The following is a 24780-nucleotide window of genomic DNA, read 5'->3' as shown; positions in this document are numbered from 1 at the left end:
TCGAGTCAATGGACGAGCCGCCCACACCGAATGACAATTGGCTTGACAAAAACGCTGTATAGAAGCGCACCAATCCGCGACGGACGAACAAGCGCGCCTGTTTCGCAAAGGCAAGAGAACAGGAGCGATGCTCTGTTATATGGGTCATGTACTGACTGATAACCGACATGGACTGGTGGTCAACGCGCAGGTAACGCTGGCGACGGCGCCGCCGAGCGAGGCTGCACGGCGCAGATGCTTGCCGATGCTGCGAGAGTTTCACCAAGCGGCATCACGGTCGGTGCGGATAAGAACTACGACGCTGCCGGCTTCGATGCAGTTGTTGCGCGAATTGCGTCAGGCCGCATATGACTCAAAACGAAGGACGTTCAGGAGGCTTAGCGGTCGTTGAGCGAACTACATGTTGATGTAAACTCACGAGCAGCATCGAACGCTCACAAGAGCTCTTGCGCGTATCAGAAGCACGAGTTCAGCATGCGTCGCCATGCGTCTTGGCACGCCAACGACGAATACTTCAACCGGCTGCCAGATTGAGTGGGCTTGAATCCAGTCTCGCCAGGATCGTGCTTCCGCAAGGCCAATCGAAGGGCACATTACCCGTGGACCGCCGCTGAACTCTCAGCGGCGGTCCACGGCGCTCAGTCCGCCCGCAACACCACCGTCGCCAACGGCGGCAATGTCAACGCTGCTGACTGCCCCTTCCCATGACTCGGATAGTCATCCGTATGAATGACACCGCCATTGCCCATGTTCGATCCGCCGTACACGGAGGCGTCAGAATTGAACACTTCACTCCAGCGCCCGGCCCGTGGCATGCCGATCCGATAAGCCAGCCTCGGCACCGGCGTCATGTTGCAAACAACAACCAGATCACGCCCTTCGGCGTCCGTCCGCCGATACGCATACACGCTATTCCCGTTGTCATCCCCGACGATCCATTCAAACCCGCGCGGATCGCTATCCAGCTTGTGCAACGCCGGCTCACCGGTATAAAGAAAATTCAGATCACGCACGCACTTCTGCAACCCGCCATGCAGCGCATCGTCGAGCAGATGCCAATGCGGCGATTCGTCGTGATTGAACTCTGCAACCTGCCCGAACTCGCCGCCCATGAACAAGAGCTTCTTCCCCGGATGCGTCCACATGAAACCGAAGTAAGCCCGCAGATTGGCGAACTTCTGCCAACGGTCCCCCGGCATCTTGCCGATCAACGAGCCCTTCCCATGCACTACCTCATCGTGCGACAAGGGCAGCACAAAGCGCTCGGAATACGCATACACCATCCCGAACGTATAAAGATGATGGTGATACTGGCGATAGACCGGGTCTTCCTCCATGTAATGCAACGTGTCGTGCATCCACCCCATGTTCCACTTGAAGTCGAAACCCAGTCCGCCGCTTTCCACGCTTGCCGTCACGCCAGGCCAGGCCGTCGATTCCTCCGCCACCGTGATCGCGCCCGGAATCTGCCGCACTTCATGATTGAGGCGCTTGAGAAACGCAATGGATTCGAGATTCTCGCGCCCGCCATAAATGTTAGGCACCCATTCGCCGGCCTTGCGCGAATAGTCGCGATACAGCATCGACGCCACCGCGTCCACACGCAGTCCATCGACGTGATAACGCTTCAGCCACGCCAGACCCGATGCAATCAGGAACGCGCTCACCTCGTTGCGTCCGAGGTTGTAGATCATCGTGTTCCAGTCCTGGTGATAGCCCTCGCGCGGATCCGCATGCTCATAGAGCGGCGTGCCGTCGAACTGCACCAGTCCATGCGCATCGTTCGGGAAGTGCGCGGGCACCCAGTCGATGATGACGCCCAGTCCCGCCTCGTGCGCCCGGTTCACGAACTCGGCAAACTGCTCCGGGGTGCCGAAGCGCGCGGAAGGCGCGAACTGCCCGAGCGGCTGATAACCCCATGAACCGCCAAAAGGATGCTCGGCGATCGGCATGAATTCGAGGTGCGTGAAGCCCATGCCCTTCGCATAAGGAATCAGCCGCTCCGCCAGCTCATGCCAGTTCATGCCGCGATTGGCTTCCTCGGGCACGCGCAGCCACGACTCGGCATGCGCCTCGTAAATGGCAATCGGCGACTGCGCCGTCTGCTTGCCGCCGCGTGAGGCCATCCAGTCGGAGTCGGTCCACGCGTAATGATCGATGGCATCCGCATCCGCGACCACCGAGGCCGTCGACGGCGGCTTCTCGCTCTGCATGGCGCACGGGTCGGCCTTGAGCGGCAGCGTGTGGCCATCGCGCGTGACGATCTCGTACTTGTAGCGCGTGCCTGCACCGATGCCCGGAATGAACAGCTCCCACACGCCCGAGCCGTGACGCAGGCGCATCGGATGACGTCGGCCATCCCACGTGTTGAAGTCGCCGACCACCGACACACGGCGTGCATTCGGCGCCCACACGGCGAAGCGCGCACCCGCCACATTGCCATGCGTGACCGGCCGTGAACCGAGGCATTCGAGCACCGCGTAGGGATCGGCATGCGAGAGACGCGTCAGCGACTCATCGGAGAGCACGGGACCGAACGAATACGTGTCGTGTGTTTCCTGCGGCGTGCCGTGCCAGTCGATCTTCAACCGATAAGCCGCAGGCCGTTCGACGAAGCCCGCATAGAGCCCGGCGTCGTGAATCCGCGTCAGCGCGCCGAGATGCTCGCCGCTCGCCGCATCGATGACGTTCGCACCGGATGCGCCCGGCAAGTAGGCGCGCACGACGTGGCCGACATCCGTCTGATGCATGCCGAGCATCGAGAACGGGTCGGGATGGCGCGCGTCGACGAGCGCATCGATATCGAGCGGATTGAGGCCGTGAGCCGGATTTCTGGTATCCGCCGGATCGCTACGATTGTTCATGGTGGGTTCCATCCGGATTGTCCTTGGTTGCTCCGTACACGGGTCGCGTGCCGGGTGCGGGCGGCTCGCCCGTGTCGCCCAGCAGGCGGCTCGCGAGCGACGCGAGACCCCGCAACGGAAGGCCGATCCAGGTCGGCCGGTTCGCTGCTTCGTAGCGGATTTCGTAAGCGGCCTTCTCGATCAGAAAAAGATCGAGCAAGGGCTCGAACACATCTTCAGCCGCAATCTGTTCAGGCGATGCAGCGATGGCTGCCGTGTACTCGCGCAAGAAGCTTTCCTCGGCAATCGTCCGCAGCCGTTCGAACAGCGCGCGCTTGCGGTCGGCGGTCAGCGCGGGCGCCACTTCGGTAGTGGACTGCGCCGCGGCGCTTGCGTACGACAGCGAACGCAGCAGCCCCGCGACATCGCGCAGCGGGCTCGTCTTCCTGCGGCGCTCGTCCAGCGCGCGCGCCGGTTCGCCCTCGAAGTCGATCAGATACGCATCGCCCTGCGCCATCAGCACCTGACCCAGATGGAAGTCGCCATGGATGCGGATGCACAGGGCATCAGCGGACGGCGCAACCAGCTTCTTCACGGCATCGACCAGCATGTCGCGCCGGTCCAGCAGGCTCTGTGCGAGGAACTTGTCGTGTTCATTGAACTCGCCGATCTTCTGCGCCACGATATCCAGCGCCGATTCGAGCAGCTTCAGCGTGCCGTCCATCCAGTTCTTCACGTCTTCCTTGCTCGCGCGCTGCGGCGCGAACGCGGCGTCATCCGTGGGGCTCGCGAGCGCGACGTGCAATTCGCCCAGCCGCTTGCCGATCACGCCCGCAATGTTCGCGTAGCCCGTGAAGCCCTCGGCCTGTGCATCGCGTTCCTGCGTGTTCTCGTCGACTTCGACCACCACTGCCAGTTCATCGACCGTGCGGCGCAGGTAATCGAGCGCGTAGTTCCACGCATCGCCCTGGTTGTCGATGAAGCCCTGCAGGATCACGAGCGTATGCGGTACGCCCTCCGGATCGACGCGCACCACTTCGCCATACAGCGGACCGGTGTTCGCGTAGCCGAGGCTCGTCAGATAGCGGCTCATCTCCGCTTCCGGATGAATGCCGCCGACCACGCGCCGCACGAGCTTGAGCACGACGGTATCGGCAATCACGAGCGAGCTGTTGCTCTGCTCGGCCGCAAGCCAGCGGATTTCCGGCGGCTGGGCCGGATTGAAGTCGAGCTGGTCGAGGCGTTCCGTCGGCAGGAAGCGGATTTCGCTCTTCTGTACGGTCGGCACGGCCGCGCGCTCCTTGAGCTTGCGCAGCACGCCATAAGCGAATTGCGGCACCGCGAACGCATCGGTCAGATGCCCGATGTTGCGGTTGCGGCGCACACGCGCCAGCGCCAGCTGCATGTACAGCGGCGAGGTGGTCTCCGTGCCCCATGCAATCGACAGCGGCAGCACGTAGCGCTCGCAGTGATCGCCGACATCGGCTTCGATTTCGGTGAACGCGAAGCCCGCGTTCTCGATCGTCGTCAGCGCGGCGAGGCGCACCGCATGCAGCTTCTGATCCTTCGATGCAAACCAGCGGCGCTTGCTCAGGTAGTTCGGCAGCACTTCGGACTCGAGCAGGCGCACGTTCTCGGGAGTCGGTCCGGTCTGGCCGGCGCGGATCACCATCGTGACGAATTCCGGCAACTGTTCGGACGGCGCCTGCGCCCACGCGGGCCGCATGTTGCCCGGGCACAGCTGGAACCACAGGAAGCCATACGGCGGGAACGTCAGCAGATAGGTCAGCTGGCCGATCGGCGGGAACGGCGAATCGGCGGTCATTTCCAGCGGCACCGAGCCGGCGAACTCCGACAGGTCCAGCTCCACCGCCTGCGGCGCACGCGAGAGGTTCGCCACGCACAGGATGGGCGGCTCGCCTTCGAGTTCGCGCACATAAGCGAGGATCTTGCGGTTCGCCGGCCGCAGGAAGCGGATCGCGCCGCGCCCGAACGCATGCTTCGAACGGCGCACCGCGAGCATCTTGCGCGTCCAGTTCAGGAGCGAATGCGGATCGCGGCTTTGCGATTCCACATTGACCGCGTCATAGCCGTACAGCGAGCCCATCACGGGCGGCAGCACCAGCTGCTCGGGATCGGCGCGCGAGAAGCCGCCATTGCGGTCCGACGACCACTGCATCGGCGTGCGCACGCCGTCGCGGTCGCCGAGGTGGATGTTGTCGCCCATGCCGAGCTCGTCGCCGTAGTAGATGACCGGCGTGCCCGGCATCGAGAGCAGCAGCGAGTTGATCAGTTCGATACGCCGACGGTCGCGTTCCATCAGCGGCGCGAGCCGCCGGCGAATGCCCAGGTTCAGGCGCGCGCGGCGGTCGCTCGCATAGGTGTTCCACAGGTAATCGCGCTCGGAGTCCGTGACCATTTCGAGCGTGAGTTCATCGTGATTGCGCAGGAAGATCGCCCATTGATTGGTTTCGGCGAGGTCCGGCGTCTGCCGCATGATGTCGGTGATCGGAAAGCGGTCTTCGCTCGCAATCGACATGTAGATGCGCGGCATCAGCGGAAAGTGGAACGCCATGTGGCATTCGTCTTCGTCGCCGAAATATTCCTTCACGTCCTCCGGCCACTGGTTCGCTTCCGCGAGCAGCATGCGGTTCGGATACTCGGCGTCGATGGTCGCGCGGATCTTCTTCAGGATGTCGTGCGTTTCCGGCAGATTCTCGTTGTTCGTGCCTTCGCGCTCGACCAGATACGGCACCGCGTCCAGCCGCAGACCGTCGATACCCATGTCCAGCCAGAAGCGCATCACCGACAGCACTTCCTTCAGGACCGCCGGGTTATCGAAGTTGAGGTCCGGCTGGTGCGCATAGAAGCGGTGCCAGTAGTACTGGCCCGCGACCGGATCATGCGTCCAGTTGGACGGCTCCGAATCGATGAAGATGATGCGCGTCTCTTCGTATTTCTTGTCCGTGTCGGACCATACGTAGTAATTGCGGTGCGCCGAGCCGGGCTTCGCATGGCGCGCGCGCTGAAACCACGGATGCTGGTCCGACGTGTGATTGATGACCAGTTCGGTAATCACGCGAATGCCGCGTGCGTGCGCTTCCTGGATGAAGCGCTTGACGTCTGCGATCGTGCCGTAGTCGGGATGCACGTTGCGGTAGTCGGCGATGTCGTAGCCATCGTCGCGACGCGGCGACGGATAGAACGGCAGCAGCCAGATCGCATCGACGCCCAGCTCCGCGATGTAGTCCAGCTTCGCGAGCAGGCCGGGAAAATCGCCGATGCCGTCGTTGTTCGCATCGAAGAATGACTTGATGTGAACCTGGTAGATGATCGCGTCCTTGTACCAGAGCGGATCGTCGCTGAGAATCGACGCCTTCTTGTTGCGCTTCACCCTTGTATCCACGGTTTCGCTCCAATGTCCTGTCGGGCTCGCCAATGGCGGTTCGCCCCTGTTCTGGTGTGCTCTCGTTCGCCGCTGCTTTTTTATGCTTTATCGATTCATGCCGCCGTGTCCGGCTGAGGCTTCGGCAAGCCCCAGGGCGGCGCGATGCGCCAGATCGCGAACGGCAGCGAATGCGGATTGAGCCGCACGTGCTGACGCCGTCCGCGCCATTCGAAACGCTCGCCCGTCACCTGGTCTTCGACGCTCACCGCGTCCCATTCGTGCACGCCCCAGGCTTCGAGGGTCTGCCACGGCAATTCGATATCCGCGCCCTGTTCGTTGAACGGATCGAGATTGATCGCAACCAGCACGACGTTGTCGCGCGCGGCGTTCGCCTTCTCGAAAAACAGGATGTGGTCGTTATGCGCGGGCAGAAAGTTGATGCCAAGATGCGACTGCAATGCCGGGTTCGCGCGGCGGATGCGGTTCAGCGCGGTGATCTCGGTGACGATATTGCCGGGCCGGTTCCAGTCCCATGCGCGCAGTTCGTACTTCTCGGAGTTCAGATACTCCTCGCTGTTCGGCAGCGCAGCCGACTCGCACAATTCGAAGCCGCTGTACACGCCCCACAGGCCCGAAAGCGTCGCGGCCAGCGCCGCGCGGATCACGAAGCCCGGCCGTCCCGAGCTTTGCAGGAAGCGCGGATTGATGTCCGGCGTATTCACGAAGAAATTCGGACGGAAGAATTCCTTCGCGTCGGTCTGCGTGAGATCGTGCATGTACTCGATGAAGTCGCGCTTGCTCTCGCGCCACGTGAAGTACGTGTACGACTGCGAGAAGCCGAGCTTCGCCAGCCGGTTCATCACGCGCGGGCGCGTGAACGCTTCGGCGAGGAAGATCACGTCGGGGTGACGCGCGCGCACGTCGCTGATGACCCATTCCCAGAACGGGAAAGGCTTGGTGTGCGGGTTGTCGATCCGGAAAATGCGCACGCCCGCATCGATCCAGTGCAGGAACACGTCGCGCAACGAAGTCCACAGTTCAGGCTTCGCATCCTGCGCATAGAAGTCCGGGTTGACGATGTCCTGATACTTCTTCGGCGGGTTTTCCGCGTAACGCAGCGTGCCGTCCGGACGCCATGCAAACCACGTCGGGTGCTCCTTGAGCCAAGGGTGATCCGGCGAGCACTGCACCGCGAAGTCGAGCGCGATCTCCAGGCCATGTTCATGCGCGGCTTCGAGCATGCGCTTGAAGTCATCGAGATTGCCGAGTTCGGGATGCACCGCCGTATGGCCGCCTTCCTTGCCGCCGATGGCATACGGACTGCCCACGTCGCCCGGCTGGGCCGTCAGCGTGTTGTTCTTGCCCTTGCGGTTCGCAACGCCGATCGGGTGGATCGGCGGAAAGTACAGCACGTCGAAGCCCATCTCGCGGATGCGCGGCAGCTTGCCGATCACGTCGATGAAGGTGCCGTGACGGTTCACGTCGTCGCTCATCGAACGCGGGAAGATCTCGTACCAGCTCGCGAAGCGCGCGGCGGCGCGTTCGGCGTCCACACGGTACACGACCGGATCGCGCGACAGGAACGGCCGGTGCCGCGCCGCCGCCACCGCTTTGGCGGTCGTGGGCGCCAGCACCAGTTCCAGCTTGCGCGCGTCGTTGGCCTTGGTGAATTCCTTGACGATGGCGTCGAGCGAGGCGCTGTCGGAACCGGCGTCGCCGGCGGTCTTGACTTCAGCGAGGATCAGCGCGAACAGATGCTTCGCTTCCTCCACTTCCAGTTCTACCGTCTGCCCGGCCTTCAGCTTCTTCTGCATGTGATCGACCAGCGACGCGTAGTCGTCGCGCCACGCCAATACGACGAACTCGTGACGCCCCACGCGTTCCAGCGGAATGCGCGCGCTCCACAGGTCGAGGCCGGCGGGCTGCACGGCGGTCATCGGCGCTTCGTGCCAGTCGGTTTCATCGGCGGCGCGCCATTGCACCGCGGCGGCGATCTTGTCGTGACCTTCGGCGAAGATCGCGGCCTGCACTTCCAGCGCCTCCCCAACGATGCGTTTCGCCGGGAAGCGTCCGTGATCCACCGAAGGCGTGACGCTTTCAATCGACACGCGCGGCGCAGCGATCGCCTCGGCCACCGATTTCTTGTCGGCCGCCTTCGCGCCGCGCTTGACCTGCGGCTGCGCGAGCAGGATGAACGGCTCGGCTTCCGCGCGGAACAGCCGCACTTCGCCCGCATGCAGCGTGAACGGCGCGAGCCGTTGGGCCTGGCCGAGGGTGTCATCGATGGGTGCGAAACGCGTGTAGTTGCCCGGCACCGATTCGAGCAGATGCAGCGTGTCCACATGCACCGGCGCGACGAGATCGGGATTGAAGACGGCCAGCACGGCGCCTTCGCTGCGCCGCAGATCGCCGCCGTCGGCGCGGATCAGTGCGGCGTAGGGCGTGCCCGCGCCAGTCAGCGAGCGCAGTTCACCGACGCTCGACAGCGTCGCCACATTGCGTTGCAGGTCATTGGCGCGGCGGATGCGCGCCGTCAGGTCGATGCGCTTCTCGCTCGTCGCGCGCGCGTATTCGGCCGCGACGCCATACTGCGGCGACAGCGGCAGGCCGATGCCGTATTCGAAGCCCATCGGCACCATCCAGCCGGTGCCGAGCGCGGCGGCGGTGTCGAGCACGCGCGTATAGGCGCGCTCGAGCAGCGCGGTGTCGCTGGTGTCGGTCAGGTCGCCGATGAAGCGCGTGCCGAACGGATCTTCCGGAAACGCCACCGGCGACGCAATGCGCGCCAGTGCCGCGTGCTCGTCGCACAGCCAGGCGCTCTTGAAGTCCCACCAGCGGGTGGAGGTGAAGACGGCGTCGAAGGCGGCATCGGAAAGGCCGTGCAGGTCATGACGCGTGACGCCGACGGTCCACGCGAGCCAGCGCGACTCCGGATGCTTCTCGCGCACCGCCGCGCCGAGGCGCCGCCACACGTGCGCGGGCACCGCGTGCGGTGAATCGAAACGAAAGCCGCCGACGCCCGCGTCGGACATCTGGTTCAGCTCGCGCGCCCACCATTCGGTCAGGCGGTCCGCGGCTTCACCATTCGTGAAGTCGGCCCAGGCGACATCGCGCTTGCGCGGCGGCATGCGCGGATCGAGGCGCGCATCGGCGCTTTCGAACGGCTGGAACCAGTGCTGGTTGTCCTGATAAAGGCCGCCTTCGGCGCTGACGCGATCGATCACGATATCGACCAGCAGCGTGAGTTCGTGCTTCCTTGCGGCGGCGGCGAGCTGGCCCAGGCCTTCGGCGGCGCTGCCGTCGAACTCGAATACGGGATGCAGACGGTGATGATCGGCGACGGCCTCGCGATGCCCGTTGCTGCCGGGCACGAACGGCGAGCCGATCAGGATGTGATCGAAGCCCAGCGAGGCCGCGTGCTCGAACTGGGCTGCCCAGTTCGCAAGAGGGCCGACGAGCAGGGGATCGATGAAGTAGATACGCGGCGCGTACGCATGATGAGCTTGATGGTTTTCCATCGTTCGTATTTTCCAGAGTCGTCCTGCGGTGGCGGGGATGCGGACTTCGATCGCGATCGCGCTCACGGACCAAACGGCTGAAGAGCCGGTCCGCACGTTCCGGCGCATGGCGCACTGCTGCTCGCGTGCGGACGACAGGCGCGCAACCGGTCGGGTGTCGACATCGGCCTGTTCGCCCTGCTTGCGTCACGCGTTACACGGTGCGCCGGGCGCAATTCGCGCTCGCGGCGCGCCACGCGTTCCCGGCAGTCGATCCCGACGGATGCCCCAGGAACATCGCACGGGGAGGGAGCACGTTGCGTGCCGCGCCCGGCACGCCGGCCGGGTCAGCTCTGCATCAGGGCACTACTATGGAGCAAGTGCAGGCGTCGCGCTCACGCACTGCGCGCGACCAGCGTTTTGTCGGTTGTGCGTGCATGCGCGTCCGGTGTCGGCACCGATACCGGCGCGTTCACGGCCTCGGCGGCACGGCGCGGCCGCAGGGCCGTCCGGCTCGGCCGGGCATCGCTCACGCCGGCGTACAGTGCGACCATCTTCGCGACGGCTTCGTTCCATCCGAAATCGCATGACATCGCGTTGCGCTGCAGCGCGCGCCACACTTGCGGACGCATATAGGCGTCGAGCGCGCGGGCGGCGGCGTGGAGAATGTCGTCGGCGCGTTCGCCGTCGAAGAGGAAGCCCGTGGGCGCATCAGCGGTCCGCTGCACGGGGGCGTGTGCGACGGGCTGGTCGTGCGTGCCGTCGCGCAGATACACGGACGGACGCAGCACGTTGGAGGCGATGACATCGGCGTTCTGCGCTGCATCGACGATTGTGTCGGCGAGACCGCCCACGCGCGATGCGATCGGCAGCGTGCCATAGCGCATCGCATACATCTGCGTCAGTCCGCATGGCTCGAAACGGCTGCCGTGCAACAGGATGTCGGCGCCGGCATGCAGCAAGTGCGCGCGCCGTTCGTCATAGCCGATCGTCACGCCGACGCGATCCGGCCATTCCTGCGCCAGCTTGCGGAAGCCTGCTTCGATGTGCGCCTCGCCCTTGCCGATCACGGCCAGTTGCAGACGCGGATGCTGGGCCAGCAGACGCGGCAGCGCTTCGAGCACGACATCGGCGAGCTTCTGGCTGGTCATGCGGCTGCCGATCGCCATCACCGGCGCGAACGGATCGACGGGCAAGCCGAACTTGCGTTGCAGCGCGCGCTTGCAGGCATGCTTGCCGCGCATGTCGTCGAAGGAATAGTTGCGCTCGATGGTCGGATCCGTGGCGGGATTCCACACGTCTTCATCGATGCCGTTCACCACGCCCGACAGCTTGTCCGCGCAGCTTTGCAGCACGCCTTCCATCAGATGACCAAAGCGCGGCGTCAGGATTTCGCGCGCATAGTTTTCGGAGACGGTCGTCACGCGATCCGCGTGGACGATGCCCGCTTTCATCAGACTCAACGCGCCGTAGAACTCGATGCTCTGCGGATCACTCAGCGCATGCACGAGCCACTTCTCCGGCACGCCGAGCGACGCACCAAGCGAGAGCGCGTAGTTGCCCTGGAATGCGAGGTTGTGGATCGTGAAAACGCTCTTTGCGTGCACGCCCGCCGCCTTCATCAGCAGCGGCGTAAGGCCGGTATGCCAGTCATGCGCATGCACGATGTCCGGACGCTTCACGTTGCGGACGCCTTGCGCAATCCGCACTGCGGCTGCCGAAAGCGTCGCGAAACGTACGGCGTTGTCCGTGTAGTCGCGACCCTGAGCGTCCTGGTAGAGGCCAGTGCGTGCGTACAGCTTGTCGCAGCGCAGCAGAAGCACGGGGACGCCGGTGCCGGGCATGCGGCCCCGCAGCAAGTCGGCGTCGCCGCCAGGCAGGCCGGCAAGCGTGCCGACCTTGGTGAGTCCTTCCGTCTGCGCTACCGCGTTTGGATAGGCGGGCAGCAGGATGGTGGCATCGACGCCGGCCTGGCGCAGCGCGGCGGCATAGGCGCTGACCATGTCGCCGAGTCCGCCGGTCTTGGCGAGCGGGACGGCTTCAGAGGCGACCAGCAGAACGTTCAAAGGCAAAATGGGCTCCTGAGCGAGAGGAACGCGCGGTCGATGCGCCGCGCCGGCGAAGCTGATTGGAGTTGTGCATTTGGGAATGGCTGGCGCAATGCAGCAATCGCCGTGCCACCGCTGCCTGGCTTATGTGCGGTGCAGCACGGCGTCGTCCGCCTTTCGTTCGACAAGAGCGTCCGACCGCACTCGTCCGACGCGGCGCGCAACGGCGTCGGCGGCGCGTGTAAAACTGACAGCGGCGCGCGCCGCGTTTTTACACGCGTGTTCAGTGAGTGTGGGGAAGCCGCGTGACAGCGGCGTGATGAAGGCTGCGTTTCGCCTTCAGCCGCCTCAGCCGTCTTCAGCCGCCGACCAGGCTCGCCGCGATGTTGATCGAGAGTCCCAGCACCGCGAGATTGAAGAAGAACGACAGCACCGACTGGGCAAGCGCGCTGCGGCGCGCGGCGGTCGAGCCAAGCGCGATATCGGCGGTCTGCGAGGCGACCGCGATGGTGAAGGAGAAGTACAGGAAGTCCCAGTAGTCGGGCTTCAGGTGCTTGTCGGGGAAGCGCAGCGCGGGTTCGTTGTCGGGCGACTGATAATAGTGCCGCGCGTAATGCAGGGTGAACATCGTCGGGATCAGGAACCAGGCGCCGAGCATGGTCGCGCCGGTGAGCAGGTAGTTCGGCACGGCCTTGACGCCGAGGCTCTTCGCGGACGCCAGCTCGACGACGATCGCCACGATGCTCGCCAGCGCCGCCACGCTGACGATCATCAGGACCATCGCCGCGTTCTCGTCCTCGCGCTCGGCCAGCGCCTGCACGTCGCTCTGGCCGGCCGTGGCCATCTGCAGCCAGATCAACACGAGATACAGCCACACGGCCGTATCCCAGCCGATCAAGGCGCGCGCGGTCGGACGGAAATGCGCGGGCACCAGTGCGGCCACCACGCAGCCGACCATCAGGCCGATCAACATCCGCGGGCGGTTGCGCAGCACGGACGGGAGGAAGTTTTTTTGCTTGTTATTCGGCATGCACTAAGTCCTGACGGATGCGCGCGATGCCGCAATTATTGCCTATGAGCCTTTCAAACTGCGCAGCGCGTGCTTGGCGTCACCCGGGCGTGCACCATTCGGCTCCGAAAGCGAGCAAGCCCGCACACGCTGTCATCCACCGGCGCTAAGATCGACGCATGAATGGTCCTACCTATCCTGTCGTCTGCCGACATCCCGCCAACGACGCGGGCCGCGATTTCGTGGTCGGCGACCTGCACGGCTGCGTCGATGCGCTGCGCTACCTGCTGCACGAAATCCACTTCGATGGCGCGCGGGACCGGCTGTTCTCCGTCGGCGATCTGGTCGATCGCGGCACGGACTCGCTCGCGGCGGTCGATCTGATCGACAAGCCGTGGTTCTATCCGGTGCTCGGCAATCACGAGGATTCGCTGATCGCCGTGGCTACCGGCGCGATGCGCAGACAGGCGTGGTATGCGATCGGCGGTGCCTGGGCCGAGACGCTCGCCGACGATCAGCTCGGCGACCTCGCGGTGCGGCTCGCGAAACTGCCGCTGGTGCGCATCGTCGGCGAGGGCGCGCGGCGCTTCAACGTGCTGCATGCGGAGTTCTTCGGCAGCGACGCCGACCTCGACACCGCCGATTATTCCGACGACGTCCGCAACCAGATGCTGTGGGGACGCGGTCTCGCGCTTGGTCAGGCGGACCCCGGGCAGCAGCGCGGGCTGTCGCCCACCTACTGCGGCCACACGCCGATGCGCGCCATCAAGCAGATCGGCTCGCAGATTTTCATCGACACGGGCGCGTTCGCGTCGGAAGGGCGGCTGACCATCGTGCAGGCCGGCACGGACGAACGCTGGTCGGTGAAGGAACGCTGGGCCGCCTCCGAAGGCGCCCGCACACTCGCGCTGCCCTGACTCCCGCGCGGCGGCCGGCGCGCCCGGCACGGCCGTTGCTCGATGTCTTGCCATCAGTCGAACAAGAATCAGGCGAGGCACACGGTGGCGAGAATCGGACGAAACAATGAAGCGGGCGGCGGCGCGAGCGACGTGCCGGCCGGCGGCGTGCAGGGTTGCCCGGAAGATCTGCCGCCGGGCCTGCGCTACATGGACGACTCCCGGCGCGGCTATACGCGCGAATGGATCGATGGCGCGTTCGCGTTCTTCAACACGCTGGGCAAGCGTATCGACGACGAAGCCGAGGTGCGCCGCATCAAGGCGCTCGCGATTCCGCCTGCCTATACCGATGTCTGGATCTGCCCCGATGCCCGCGGTCACTTGCAGGCCACCGGCCGCGATGCGCGCGGACGCAAGCAGTATCGCTATCACCCGCAATGGCGCGAGACTCGCGACGCCACCAAATACGAACGCATGCTGGCCTTCAGCGCGGTGCTGCCGAAGCTGCGGGCGCGCGTGACGCGCGATCTGTCGCTGGACGGTATGCCGCGCAACAAGGTGCTCGCGACGGTGGTGCGCTTGCTGGACACGACGCTGATCCGTGTCGGCAGCGAGGAATATGCGCGTGAGAACCGCTCGTATGGGCTGACGACGCTGCGCAAGCGGCACCTGAAGGTCTCGGCGGGCACGCTGCGCTTCAAGTTTCGCGGCAAGAGCGGCATCGAGCACGATGTCTCGGTGAGCGACGCGCGGCTTGCACGCATCATCAAGCGCTGCATGGATCTGCCGGGGCAGGACCTGTTCCAGTATCTCGATGCCGATGGCGAGCGTCACTCCGTCAGCTCATCCGACATCAACGACTATCTGCACGAGATCACCGGCGCCGACTTCACCGCGAAGGACTATCGCACCTGGGCCGGCAGCGTGTTCGCGCTCGCGGCGCTGCGCAGGCTCAAGTGGGACACGGTGACGGAGGCGCGCAAGCATATTGTCGGGACCATCAAGGAAGTGTCCCAGTTGCTGCGCAACACGCCGGCGGTGTGCCGCAAATGCTATGTGCATCCCGCCGTGATCGAGGCTTTCGAGGCGGGCGGACTGGCCGAATCGATGCCGGCGAGCCGCCGTCACGGACTCAAGACCGACGAAGCCGCGCTCGCGATCTTTCTCGAACTGGACGCGAAGCGCCGTGCCCGCGAAGCGGCGCGCAAGCATCGCAAGGGCGCCGACCCGAGCGATGCGCGTCTCACCAACCTGCTCGACGCCTCCAGCCGCAAGGCGCGCGCCGGTGCGCTGAAGACCAGCGGCAAGCGCGCGGCGGCGCAGGCGCTGGAGCGCGTCGCGAAGAAGCCGGCGCCGAAGGCAGCGCGGCCGGCGTCGAAGAAGATCGCGCGGACGCGTTCGTCCACGGCGTTGGCTATCCGCTGACGTGACGTGCGTTGACGTGCGGTGCATTCAGCCGACCTGGTTCAGCTCGAACACGTAGTCGATCGCGTGGCCGTTCCAGTCGTATTCGAGATAGGCCGCGTGGTGGCAGTCGCGCAGCATCGTCGTGCGGAGGGCCGCGAGGCACTCGCCCTGCGGGTCGCGCACCGACGGATACGCAATCCCCGCCGCGCCGGCCTCACGCGCCGCACGGCCGAGCGCGCGGCCCGCGCCGTAATCGACGGGATCGAGCAGACGCGCATCCAGGCCATTCCGTGCGATGGCGTCCCCGCGCAAATCCACCACTTCACCGTACGCCGTCACCGAATAGAGGCGCATCTGCTGCCGCAGCGGCGCTTCGTTGGTGGCGCGCAGAAACAGGCTCGAGTGATAACGCGTTTCCTCGATGGCCGTCTGACGATCACGCGCGCAATAGAACACGCCGTAGTGTCCGTCGGAGAAACGGCTGCCGTTCGGATTCAGATGCGTGAACGCGGCCATGATCGGCCCGCAGCCCGGCCCGAAGCAGCGCTCGTCCTGCGGCACGAGATCCAGTTCGCCGAGTTCGGTCCGCAGGCGGTCGTTGGTCATCGCCTCCAGCGCGTACAACGCTTCGAAATCGTGCGGCGACGCCACGCGGTCGAACAGGTTCACAGCGGGAAAGCGAGTGGGAATCACGCGATACGCGGGCGACCAGTCGAGCAGGCCATGCGGCCAGCGCTCCCGCCAGTCGGACGGGTTCTTGCCGAATTCGATACCCATCACGCCCATCCGCCTCGCATCGCATCGAGGTACTGCCGAACGGCGAGCAGGTCGCTGATATTGCCTGCCAGCATGCGGTCGAGCGCCGGCTTGCCGCCGAAGGGCGGCGCGGTGTTGGGGCGGCGGATCCAGGTGTCGGCGGCGCCGGGGTCCGGCAGCAGGATCTGCAACGCCTTGTAGATGCCGAGAATGAGCGACAGGCGCTCGAGCTTGTCGCGTTCGAGCCGCGCCGATTCAGGCGCGTTCTTCCATTTGAAATATGTGGAACGCCCGGGCGAACCCAGCAGGATGATCTGCTCTTCGGCCGTTAGCGACCAGTCCCGGGCGATGTTGATGAAGGCGCGCAGGCCGGCGGCGGAAAGGTCGCCTGTACGCAGTGCCGGGGGCGGCGGCGTGTGGCCTGTCGCCGCTGAATGGGCGCGTGCGGCATGGGACATGTCATCAAGTCTCGAAAGGAACTTGATGACCATATTAGTCCATATGTGGATTAATTCAAGCGATGCATGAACTTTCGTGCTCGGCGCGACGGATCACGCGTCTTCATCGACGGGTCCGTAACGGCGGCCCGGCACATGCGCCCGCAACGCTTCAGCGATCTGCTTGGACGTGCAGTCGGCGGGGAAGATGCGGCACTGGACGCGCGGATCGTTCTTGCTTTCCCATTCGACCATCCGGTAGGCCAGACCGAACAACGGCTCGACCGGCGCCGACAGACGGCAGCGGCGCAGCGCGAGCGCGTGCTTCTTGCGCAGCGTCGGAGCGAGATTGGCGAAAGACGGGCGCGCAGTGGTGTTGGCAGGCATGGCACATTCCTCATCGTGGGCGGCTCGGACCGTCATCTGACGGCGCCAGCGGAGCCGGATCGCGCTTGGAGTGTGTCGGCCCAGAATTAAGCGCGCCTTAATTTCGAGATGGCTGAAGACAAGGCGCGTCGAAATGTCACCGGGACGGGGAAAAATGGCGTTGGCGCGCGGGTCAAGAGGGGTTGCTGCATTTTCACCACGCTGAAATCAGCAGGTTTGCCGGGGCGGTCGATTACTGTATATTCGTACAGCTTGTTCGTCACAGGAGCTTGCCGATGAATCGACACAGCGATTCGCTCGAAGCCGCCGCGCTCGAACGTTTCATGCGCGCGACGCGAGCCGTCCACGCAGCGTTCGACGCCACGCGAAGCGAGCCTGGATTAGAAGCAAGCGGTCAGTCCGCCGCGTGTTCACTCGGGCGACTCGACGCCGCGTTACACGAACTCGACACCTCCGAGCGCTCGCTCGACGCCATCCTCTCGCGCAGAGCGGGCCACTCACCGTTGGAGCGAAACCTTTGAAGCGCGCATTGCTCATTCTTCTGCTGGTCTTCGGCTCGTCGTCATTGTTCGCGGCCGAGCGTTACACGGAAGTCTGGAATCCGCCCGAGGCGCAAGCCGTGAAGGGCAAGCCGAAGTCCCACACGGGCAGCCAGGTCGCCGCGAAGAAAAAGCGCAAGAGCGCGACGGCGGTGAAGCAGGTGGCCGACAAGGCCGCGATCGAAGCGCCTGTCGTCACGGCACGGCCGAAGGCATCGTCGCCGAAACAATCCGAACCCATGATTCCGCGCAAGATCGAACCGAACGGGCAGGTCATGCGCGTCTGATAGCGCCGGACGGGTCAAGAAAATGAAAAGGGGCGCCCGGTCGGGCGCCCCTTTTCATTTGCGCAAGTCGCTACCCGCTCAATGCAGCGCGGGCGCGCGGGACGTCACAGCCGTCCCATCAGCAAAAGCACGATCACCACGATCAACACGACGCCGACAATACCGCTCGGCCCATAACCCCAACTGCGGCTATGCGGCCAGGACGGAATGGCGCCGATCAGGATCAGGATCAGGATGATCAGCAGGATGGTTCCGATCGTCATTTTGACGTCTCCTTGTTAATTGATCGCGATTGACGAATCGACACCCGGCGCGGCCTCCCAACTGCCTGCAACACAGTGCGCCGGGGCGGCGGAACTTGCTGCCGTCCGGTCCGAGGTGCGATCGACGAGAAGAGTAGAGCAATGGCTGTGCCAGTCAGCCTGAAACCCAGGCGGCACAAGGCTTCGGGCGTTTCCCGGACAGACGTCGGAACAGGCGGATTGTCAAAAATGACGAGCGAACGATAGGGGAAGCGCAAAATTTGCAACCGGCGGGAGCGCGGATCGCCGCGCTCCCGCCACGCACGCGTTCAGGCGGCGATTCAGAAGATGCCGCGGAACACCCAGAACAGGAAGCCCGCGAGCGCGATCGAAACCGGCAGCGTCAGGATCCACGCCAGCGCCAGGCTGCGCACCGTGCGCCATTGCAGGCCGGAACCGTTCGCGGCCATCGTGCCGGCAATGCCCGACGAAAGCACGTGCGTCGTGCTGACCGGAAGGCCGTAGGCATCGGCGGCGCCGATGGTCAGCATCGCGACGAGTTCAGCCGATGCGCCTTGTCCATACGTCAGATGCGTCTTGCCGATGCGCTCACCCACCGTCACGACGATGCGCTTCCAGCCGACCATCGTGCCAAGTCCCAGCGCTACCGCCACGGCTACCTTCACCCACGTCGGGATGAACTTGGTCGCGTGATCGAGCTGCTTCTTGTAGTTGTCGAGGGTCGCGAGGTCGGGTTGCGAGAACGCGGGCGTCTTCTGCTTCTCCATGATGCGCAGCGCCTCGGACGCGACATACATCTCGTTGCGCACGTTGCGTACGTTGCCTTGCGGCAGTTCAGCCATGGTCTGACTCGGGCGAACCTGCGATTCGATCGAGTCGACGAGGCTGTTCAACGAGGCCACCGAGTCCGGTGCCAAGGTTTTCGTCTGGACGAACTTCTCGACCTGGGCGCGGGCATCGGCGGCGGGCGCGACGCCGTTGCTGTAGCGCTGCAACGCTTCGGCCGCGCTGTGGCTCACGGCGAGGAAGGTCTGCGTTTCGTTGGCCGTCACGGCCTTGTTGAGCGCATAGGCAGTCGGCACGGTGCCGATCAGGATCAGCATGATGAGGCCCATGCCCTTCTGGCCGTCGTTGGAGCCGTGCGCAAACGAGACGCCCGTGCAGGTCAGGATCAGCAGGCAGCGGATCCAGAACGGCGGCGGCGCGTTCTTTTCCGGCTCCTTGTAGAGCGCCGGCACGCGCACGACGAGCTTCAGCACATACAGCAGGAAGCCCGCGAGAATGAAGCCGACGATCGGCGAAAACAGCAGCGACTTGCCGACCGACACCGCCTGGCTCCAGTCGACGCCCGACGTGCCGTTCGAACCATGCAGCATCTGGTTCATCAGGCCGACGCCGATCACGGAACCGATCAGCGTATGCGAGCTGGACGACGGCAGGCCGAGCGCCCAGGTGCCGAGGTTCCAGATGATCGCCGCGATCAGCAGCGCGAACACCATGGCGAAGCCCTGCGAACTGCCGACGCCGATGATCAGTTCGACCGGCAGCAGTTGCAGGATGCCGAAGGCCACCGCGCCGCTGGAAATCAGCACGCCGATGAAGTTCCACATGCCGGACCAGACGACCGCCAGATTGGGCGTCAGCGAATGGGTGTAGATGACGGTGGCGACGGCGTTGGCCGTGTCATGAAAGCCGTTGACAAATTCGAAGCCGAGCGCGATCAGCAGCGCGACGCCAAGCAGCACATACGGAAGTACCGACGATTCCCGCACCGGCGCGAGATCTTCGAGCAGATGCATCACGCAATAGACGACGCCGGCCGCGATCACCAGCAGAAAGATCAGCAGGGCGTAGCGCTGGCCGGGAGAGCGGCCGCTCTCGGTTTGAGGAAAGACAACTTGATTCATGTCGCGTCCTTGAGGCTGGGCTTGTGCGCGTTGCGCGCGTGGGCGGCAAATAGGGAAACGGCGGATGGGTGCGTTGCGAAGCACAATCGCTGATGTTTCACCCGCCGTGTGTCGATTTCGTGAAACACGCATCAATCGCGGATCAATCATGAATTCATATGATCTGAACCGCGGCGCAGGCGCGTTCGGGAGGAAGCATGACGATATGGATCGAAATCGCGTTGCGGGCGGTGCAGCGAGAGGAGGGGCGGGCCACGCTGATCGCGGCGCTCGAGCGGATCGCCGCGTTTGTCGGGCATCCACCCACGCGTGGGTTGCTCCATGTACGCGAGATTCCGCTGAAAGCGCCGGACTGGCGGCTGACGGTCGAAACCCAGAACGGCGCGCGCACCCTGCGCGCCGTCCTGACGGAACAGCCGCCCGTTCCCGGCTTTGCGCGCTACCGGAGCTTCGCGCGACCGGCGGGCGATGATCTCGCCGCATCGCTGCGCGAATTCGCCGAAGCCGAGGCCGGTTTGCGCGTGCCGCTGGCCAAGGCGCATCGGGTGATCGGCTTTGCTGCCCAGGCGGTGCCGGCGGCCGCAGACGGTCGTGAAATCGAGCGTATCGCATGGCGCATCGACATCGAGGGCGTATTCCTGCGCGCGTTGCTTGAAACCGCTGCCGATGGTCATCCGGAACTGCGCCTCGCCGCGCCCGCCGTCGATGGTTCGATGGATGCGCTGTTCAGTCTCGCCGGCGCGGTCATCGACGCGACGCCTTTCGTCATCGCGTCCGGCGCGGCTTCCGCGCCGAGTGCCGATCCCGTTTGCGCAACGAGCCTCGATGTGCCTCCTTCAGCGACGCGGCGAGCGGCCTTCGTCGCGATGGCGGCGTCGGTGGCCGGGCAGTGGTTCGGCAACGAAGCTGCCGCGCGCGACGGTCTCGGCGACGAGCACGTACATCAGTTGCGGGTCGTGCAGAGGCGTCTGAAGACGCTTCTGAAGCTGTTTCGCGACGATATCGACGAGACCTGGCACACGCACATCGCTCCTGAACTTGCCTGGTTCGGCGGCTTTCTCGCCGAGGCGCGCGACTGGGACGTCTTCGCCGGCACGACGCTGCCGGCCTACGCCGCTTCCGACGATGACGCCACCCGCTGGCAAGCGCTCATCGCGGCGGCGGAAGCGCGGCGGCAGGACGCGCGCGTAAGGCTGCGCGAGGCGCTCGCGTCGAAACGGCATGCGCGGCTCGCGCTGGCCTTCATCGAATGGCTCGCGCGCTTCGCGGTGCAGGAGGATGCCGCCCCGACGAGTTTCGTCGCGTTCGGGGCGAGGCGGATCCACAAGGACTATCGCCGGATCGCCGGCGTGCCCGATCTCGTCCGGCTTCCGGCGCAGGAGCGGCATCGCGTGCGCATTCAGGCCAAGCGGCTGTGCTACGCGCTGGAATTCTTCCGCTCGATCCTGTCGTCCCGAACCCGCAAGCACGCCGGCGCGCTGCTCGGGCAACTCCAGTCCGCGCTGGGCGAAGCCAACGATGCCGCCGTCGCCGCCGACCGCCTCGTCGCGCTGCCCGAAGCCACCGACTATCAGCGCGGTTTCGCGCGCGCGTGGAGCGCGGCTACGTCGCGCACGGGCGCGCAGGAAGGCGAGCGCGTGTTGCGCGCGCTGCGTCGTCCGCGTCTGAAGGCGTCGTTATAATGCGGCACGCCGGATTGTTTCGATTTCAGTAACGGCGCGACCTCTGGAGACGATGCATGAACGGTGACGAACCGCTCGCACGACGCGAGCCGCTCGAAATCGGCGGTTCCGTGTGGCTGACGAACGGGGCGGAAACGTTGGGCGGCGCATCGCGCATTGCGCTGCTTGCCGCGATCCGCGACGCCGGGTCGATCACGGCCGCCGCCAAGCGGATCGGCATGAGCTACAAGGCCGCATGGGACGCCGTCGACACGATGAACAACCTCGCCGGCGAGCCGCTCGTGACCACGTCAAGCGGCGGCCGCGGTGGTGGCGGCACGACGCTCACGCCGGCAGCGCTGCGGCTCATCGAGACTTATCGCGTGGTGGAGCGCGAGCATCGCAAATTTCTGCAACGGGCGGGCGCGGCGATCGCCGACTTTGCCCATGACTGGCAACTGATCGGGAGACTGGGGATGAGAACAAGCGCACGCAATCAACTGGCAGGCAAGGTGACCAAGGTCACGCGCGGTGCCGTCAACGATGAAATCGAACTCGGCCTGCCGGGCGGCCAGACCATCGTCGCGGTCGTGACCCATGAAAGCACGCAGGCGCTTGGCCTGAAGGAAGGCAGCGACGCCTTCGCGCTGATCAAGGCATCGTGGGTGATGCTGATGGAAGACACGAACGCCAGGCTCTCGGCGCGCAATCAGCTGCACGGCACGGTCAGCAACGTGACGAAAGGCGCGGTGAATGCGGAAGTGTCACTGACGCTCGACGGCGGCACCACCGTGACGGCGATCATCACCAACCAGAGCGCCGACACGCTGGGACTCGCGCAAGGTCAGAAGGCGGTGGCGGTGATCAAGGCGTCGAGCGTGATCATCGGCGTGAACGACTGAGCCTCTGATTTCGACTGAATCTCAGGCGGCGTCTGGATCCGTCGCCTGAACCTCCGTCCGATGCTCCGGCGCACGCGGGCGTTTCACCTTCCAGCTGGCTCGCACATAGGGCCGTGCATGGCCCGACAAACCGAGGGCGATCTCGGTGATCCAGTGCTGCGTCGGCACCGGCACGCCGTGCAACGCGATGACGACCGCGGCGAAGCTCGCGGCCACGGGCATCGGCGCGAGCTTTCCGGGCTCGGCGCGCCACGCGAAGCGCACGAAAGCCAGCGCGACCACGGCGCCGAGCGCGCACCCCGCGACGACCTCCGACACCGAATGAGCATCGAGCACCACGCGCGATACGCCCACGGCCAGCCCCAGCAGCAATCCGGCTGCGACGCCGAGCGCCCGCAGCGAATTCCGCGCGGGCAGCAGCGCGACGAAAACGGCCACCGGCAGCACCGACGTCGACATGAGCGCATGTCCGCTGATGCCGGTGAAATCGAGATTGCGCATGCCGATTCCCCAGCCGATGAATGCGATCTTGCTCAGTGCGACCAGGCCGCTTGCGGTGCCAAGCAGCGCGAGCCATGCGCCCGCGTATTTCCAGCGATAGCCGAGCGCGAGCCACGCGGCAATGATGAGCGCGACCGGACCCATCACGCCGACACTGCCGAGCGCGGTGATCCAGTACCAGACGGAAACGGGAAGCTCCATGGACATTGATGGCTTGGGAATAGGGGTTGCTGCAGCGCGGTAGCCGACGGCTTGCACTGCCATCTCCTGTTTTGGCAGGCTAATCCTCAGCAGTATAACTGCCTGCTGCCGTACGCAATTATGTGACAACGTAGGCCGCGTTTACGGGTTACATCGCGTAACTTTCGTTTATTTTTCGCTATTTTGTTGAATTGCTGTTAATTCGTCCCGATATGTCATGCGCGGACGAGCGATCGCTCGGGCAAAAGATGTTATTGTGCATTGCACAACCCGGCGTGGAACTCCTGCTCGCGCCGTTCGATTGCCAGTTTCCAGAGGACCCAGCCGAATGTCGAAAAGCCTTACCAAGCTCTGGCTGCGCGGCTTGAGACGCCTGGTCGCCAGCCACGTTGAAGCGGTTCACGCTCCCAAGCCACGGACCAAACCCAAGGCCAAGCCCACGCCCACGCGGGCCAAGACCGTCAAGTCGAAACTTCAGTCGGGCGCGGCCGCCAAGGCGTCGTCGCCGCGTACCGGCACGCGCCCGGCCGCGCGCGAGTCGCGGGTGCGGCCGCGTGCGTCGGCCTGGGCGCGTGGGAAGTGGGCGCGCTCCTACCATTCGGCGCCGCCGACATCGGCTGGCCGGCTGGTGAATCACTTGTCGTACGCGCTCTATCTGCCGCCGAACGAAAGCGCCGAGCGGATGCCGCTCGTCGTCATGTTGCACGGCTGTAAGCAGAACGCAGACGAGTTCGCCCAAGGCACGCGCATCAATCTCCTCGCCGATAAATACGGCTTCGCGGTGCTGTATCCGGAGCAGTCGAAGCACGAGCATGCGCATCGCTGCTGGCATTGGTACGACGACTCGGGCGGCGGCGGTGGCGGCGAGGCGGCTTCCGTGATCTCGCTCATTGACGCCATCGTCGCGGAGCACGATCTCGACGAAGAGCGCGTCTACGTTGCCGGGATGTCGGCCGGGGCGGGACTTGCCGCGCTGCTCGCGATCCGCCATCCGCAGACGTTCGCGGCGGTCGGGCTGCATTCCGGCGTGGTATTCGGCGAGGCGCATTCGGCCATCGGCGCGATGGATGTCATGCGCCGCGGCAGCCGCACGGATCCGGTCGCCTTGATCGATGCCGCCGTCGACGTTCGCGAGTACCCCGGCATGCCGGCGATCATCGTGCATGGCGAGCTGGATTCTGTCGTCACGGCCGCGAATGCCGAACAGTTGACCCGGCAGTTCTTGCGGCTGAACGGTTTCATTGATGCTGAAGGCAACCGCCGTGCGGGCGAAGTCCGCGAAGAGAAACTCGCCGACGGCGTGATCAGCGATTACGTCAAGAACGGCCGTCGGGTCGTGAAGACGTCGATTGTGCGCGGACTCGGCCATGCATGGGCCGGCGGCGATGACACCGTGGCCTTCCATTCATCGAAAGGGCCAGATTCAGCCGCCGTGATGTGGGAATTTTTTAAGCACCAGCGACGCTCCGGCGGGGCTGCCAGCAAGGCCCGCGTGGCGTAACGGGCGTCGAAGTGTCGCAAAATTGTGTTTGAGATCAGAGATTTATTTTGTCGGGGCTGGCGCTGGATCAGGGATTACCCTATAATCGCTTCATAGGTAGTAACCCTAGTATCCCAGCGAGGCCCACCATGTTCCTGCTCAGCCGCATTTTCCTGTTCCTGACCAAGTCTGCCGACCAGCGTGACCGCGAGCGCGACGACGCCTATCTCGCCGAAGCCACGGACGTCTACGATCTCGAATATCGTATGAAGAAGCTGGACCAGCGAGTCAAGACACGTCATCCGCAGTGGATGTCGAACTAAGTTTCTGACTTGAGTTGTTCGCCGGATTATCTTCCGGCAGAAACGCAT

Annotated in this window: 19 protein-coding genes and 1 pseudogene; 9 read left to right on the top strand and 11 right to left on the bottom strand. The window is 64.7% G+C overall.

The window, feature by feature from the left end; genetic code table 11:
* Window positions 1–46 precede the first annotated feature (46 nt).
* Window positions 47–401, top strand: a pseudogene (locus tag QCE69_RS33885) (IS5/IS1182 family transposase); the annotation flags it as partial.
* Window positions 402–638: 237 nt separating this feature from the next.
* On the opposite strand, the gene glgB reads toward QCE69_RS33885, so the two are convergent.
* The 5 genes from glgB to QCE69_RS33860 form a co-directional block, all read right to left on the bottom strand.
* On the bottom strand, window positions 639–2864 hold the full coding sequence (glgB, locus tag QCE69_RS33880) for a 1,4-alpha-glucan branching protein GlgB (RefSeq protein WP_309935282.1): 2226 nt from the start codon (window positions 2862–2864) through the stop codon (window positions 639–641).
* Window positions 2851–6249 (bottom strand): maltose alpha-D-glucosyltransferase, encoded by a 3399-nt coding sequence (treS, locus tag QCE69_RS33875; protein WP_409021255.1) that lies wholly within the window; start codon window positions 6247–6249, stop codon window positions 2851–2853. The genes glgB and treS overlap by 14 nt, the downstream gene beginning before the upstream one ends.
* A gap of 95 nt (window positions 6250–6344) precedes the next feature.
* Window positions 6345–9749, bottom strand: a complete 3405-nt coding sequence (locus tag QCE69_RS33870) for a maltotransferase domain-containing protein (protein ID WP_309935280.1) — start codon at window positions 9747–9749, stop codon at window positions 6345–6347.
* Between the two features lie 374 nt (window positions 9750–10123).
* Window positions 10124–11800, bottom strand: a complete 1677-nt coding sequence (gene glgA / locus QCE69_RS33865) for a glycogen synthase GlgA (RefSeq protein WP_309935278.1) — start codon at window positions 11798–11800, stop codon at window positions 10124–10126.
* A gap of 334 nt (window positions 11801–12134) precedes the next feature.
* A complete protein-coding gene (locus QCE69_RS33860) occupies window positions 12135–12806 on the bottom strand; it encodes a DUF1345 domain-containing protein (protein ID WP_309927197.1) in 672 nt (223 codons plus the stop codon).
* Between the two features lie 158 nt (window positions 12807–12964).
* Between QCE69_RS33860 and QCE69_RS33855 the strand changes: the two genes are divergently transcribed.
* Together QCE69_RS33855 and QCE69_RS33850 are read left to right on the top strand one after the other, a co-directional pair.
* Window positions 12965–13702 carry a metallophosphoesterase gene (locus QCE69_RS33855; RefSeq protein ID WP_309927195.1) on the top strand — a complete coding sequence of 246 codons (738 nt, stop codon included), beginning with the start codon at window positions 12965–12967 and terminating at the stop codon, window positions 13700–13702.
* A gap of 84 nt (window positions 13703–13786) precedes the next feature.
* Window positions 13787–15106, top strand: coding sequence for a DNA topoisomerase IB (locus tag QCE69_RS33850; protein WP_309927193.1), 1320 nt, complete (start codon window positions 13787–13789; stop codon window positions 15104–15106).
* 27 nt (window positions 15107–15133) lie between these two features.
* Here the strand turns inward: QCE69_RS33850 and QCE69_RS33845 are convergent, their stop codons facing one another.
* The 3 genes from QCE69_RS33845 to QCE69_RS33835 form a co-directional block, all read right to left on the bottom strand.
* On the bottom strand, window positions 15134–15865 hold the full coding sequence (locus QCE69_RS33845) for an RES family NAD+ phosphorylase (RefSeq protein WP_309935277.1): 732 nt from the start codon (window positions 15863–15865) through the stop codon (window positions 15134–15136).
* Window positions 15865–16302 (bottom strand): MbcA/ParS/Xre antitoxin family protein, encoded by a 438-nt coding sequence (locus tag QCE69_RS33840; RefSeq protein ID WP_309935445.1) that lies wholly within the window; start codon window positions 16300–16302, stop codon window positions 15865–15867. Before QCE69_RS33840 ends, QCE69_RS33845 begins: the two co-directional genes overlap by 1 nt.
* A gap of 93 nt (window positions 16303–16395) precedes the next feature.
* Complete coding sequence (locus QCE69_RS33835; RefSeq protein ID WP_309935276.1) at window positions 16396–16668, bottom strand: DUF2866 domain-containing protein; 273 nt, start codon at window positions 16666–16668, stop codon at window positions 16396–16398.
* Between the two features lie 275 nt (window positions 16669–16943).
* Between QCE69_RS33835 and QCE69_RS33830 the strand changes: the two genes are divergently transcribed.
* Together QCE69_RS33830 and QCE69_RS33825 are read left to right on the top strand one after the other, a co-directional pair.
* On the top strand, window positions 16944–17189 hold the full coding sequence (locus QCE69_RS33830; protein WP_309927186.1) for a hypothetical protein: 246 nt from the start codon (window positions 16944–16946) through the stop codon (window positions 17187–17189).
* A complete protein-coding gene (locus tag QCE69_RS33825) occupies window positions 17186–17494 on the top strand; it encodes a hypothetical protein (protein ID WP_309935274.1) in 309 nt (102 codons plus the stop codon). The genes QCE69_RS33830 and QCE69_RS33825 overlap by 4 nt, the downstream gene beginning before the upstream one ends.
* Before the next feature lie 104 nt (window positions 17495–17598).
* On the opposite strand, the gene QCE69_RS33820 is transcribed toward QCE69_RS33825, so the two are convergent.
* Both QCE69_RS33820 and QCE69_RS33815 read right to left on the bottom strand, forming a co-directional pair.
* Complete coding sequence (locus QCE69_RS33820) at window positions 17599–17757, bottom strand: DUF3309 family protein (RefSeq protein WP_086971801.1); 159 nt, start codon at window positions 17755–17757, stop codon at window positions 17599–17601.
* Between the two features lie 320 nt (window positions 17758–18077).
* Window positions 18078–19664, bottom strand: coding sequence for an inorganic phosphate transporter (locus tag QCE69_RS33815; protein WP_309927182.1), 1587 nt, complete (start codon window positions 19662–19664; stop codon window positions 18078–18080).
* Window positions 19665–19861: 197 nt separating this feature from the next.
* Here QCE69_RS33815 and QCE69_RS33810 point away from each other — a divergent pair, with 197 nt between their 5' ends.
* Both QCE69_RS33810 and QCE69_RS33805 read left to right on the top strand, forming a co-directional pair.
* Window positions 19862–21346, top strand: coding sequence for a CHAD domain-containing protein (locus tag QCE69_RS33810; RefSeq protein WP_309935273.1), 1485 nt, complete (start codon window positions 19862–19864; stop codon window positions 21344–21346).
* Between the two features lie 56 nt (window positions 21347–21402).
* Window positions 21403–22227 (top strand): TOBE domain-containing protein, encoded by an 825-nt coding sequence (locus QCE69_RS33805; protein WP_309935272.1) that lies wholly within the window; start codon window positions 21403–21405, stop codon window positions 22225–22227.
* A 21-nt stretch (window positions 22228–22248) separates the two neighbouring features.
* Here QCE69_RS33805 and QCE69_RS33800 read toward each other — a convergent pair whose 3' ends face one another.
* Complete coding sequence (locus tag QCE69_RS33800) at window positions 22249–22935, bottom strand: phosphatase PAP2 family protein (RefSeq protein WP_309935270.1); 687 nt, start codon at window positions 22933–22935, stop codon at window positions 22249–22251.
* A gap of 322 nt (window positions 22936–23257) precedes the next feature.
* On the opposite strand from QCE69_RS33800, the gene QCE69_RS33795 reads away from it, so the two are divergent.
* Both QCE69_RS33795 and QCE69_RS33790 read left to right on the top strand, forming a co-directional pair.
* A complete protein-coding gene (locus tag QCE69_RS33795) occupies window positions 23258–24430 on the top strand; it encodes a PHB depolymerase family esterase (protein ID WP_309935444.1) in 1173 nt (390 codons plus the stop codon).
* Between the two features lie 128 nt (window positions 24431–24558).
* Window positions 24559–24732: a DUF3563 family protein gene (locus tag QCE69_RS33790; RefSeq protein ID WP_309821089.1), complete on the top strand. Its 174-nt coding sequence runs from the start codon at window positions 24559–24561 to the stop codon at window positions 24730–24732.
* Window positions 24733–24780 lie beyond the last annotated feature (48 nt).

Source organism: Caballeronia sp. LZ032 (assembly GCF_031451315.1).
Classification (GTDB): domain Bacteria; phylum Pseudomonadota; class Gammaproteobacteria; order Burkholderiales; family Burkholderiaceae; genus Caballeronia.
Note: the sequence above shows the minus strand (reverse complement) of the source record. Positions and strands in the feature narration are given on the sequence as shown.

What these genes read in the sequence shown, in the direction of transcription:
- QCE69_RS33810 (WP_309935273.1), top strand. Translation starts at nt 19,862, where the DNA reads ATGACGATATGGATCGAAATCGCGTTGCGGGCGGTGCAGCGAGAGGAG.
- QCE69_RS33830 (WP_309927186.1), top strand. Translation starts at nt 16,944, where the DNA reads ATGAATCGACACAGCGATTCGCTCGAAGCCGCCGCGCTCGAACGTTTC.
- QCE69_RS33845 (WP_309935277.1), bottom strand. Translation starts at nt 15,865, where the DNA reads ATGGGTATCGAATTCGGCAAGAACCCGTCCGACTGGCGGGAGCGCTGG.
- QCE69_RS33805 (WP_309935272.1), top strand. Translation starts at nt 21,403, where the DNA reads ATGAACGGTGACGAACCGCTCGCACGACGCGAGCCGCTCGAAATCGGC.
- glgB (WP_309935282.1), bottom strand. Translation starts at nt 2,864, where the DNA reads ATGAACAATCGTAGCGATCCGGCGGATACCAGAAATCCGGCTCACGGC.
- QCE69_RS33860 (WP_309927197.1), bottom strand. Translation starts at nt 12,806, where the DNA reads ATGCCGAATAACAAGCAAAAAAACTTCCTCCCGTCCGTGCTGCGCAAC.
- QCE69_RS33800 (WP_309935270.1), bottom strand. Translation starts at nt 22,935, where the DNA reads ATGTCCATGGAGCTTCCCGTTTCCGTCTGGTACTGGATCACCGCGCTC.
- QCE69_RS33835 (WP_309935276.1), bottom strand. Translation starts at nt 16,668, where the DNA reads ATGCCTGCCAACACCACTGCGCGCCCGTCTTTCGCCAATCTCGCTCCG.
- QCE69_RS33870 (WP_309935280.1), bottom strand. Translation starts at nt 9,749, where the DNA reads ATGGAAAACCATCAAGCTCATCATGCGTACGCGCCGCGTATCTACTTC.
- QCE69_RS33815 (WP_309927182.1), bottom strand. Translation starts at nt 19,664, where the DNA reads ATGAATCAAGTTGTCTTTCCTCAAACCGAGAGCGGCCGCTCTCCCGGC.
- QCE69_RS33855 (WP_309927195.1), top strand. Translation starts at nt 12,965, where the DNA reads ATGAATGGTCCTACCTATCCTGTCGTCTGCCGACATCCCGCCAACGAC.
- QCE69_RS33840 (WP_309935445.1), bottom strand. Translation starts at nt 16,302, where the DNA reads ATGTCCCATGCCGCACGCGCCCATTCAGCGGCGACAGGCCACACGCCG.
- QCE69_RS33790 (WP_309821089.1), top strand. Translation starts at nt 24,559, where the DNA reads ATGTTCCTGCTCAGCCGCATTTTCCTGTTCCTGACCAAGTCTGCCGAC.
- QCE69_RS33820 (WP_086971801.1), bottom strand. Translation starts at nt 17,757, where the DNA reads ATGACGATCGGAACCATCCTGCTGATCATCCTGATCCTGATCCTGATC.
- QCE69_RS33795 (WP_309935444.1), top strand. Translation starts at nt 23,258, where the DNA reads ATGTCGAAAAGCCTTACCAAGCTCTGGCTGCGCGGCTTGAGACGCCTG.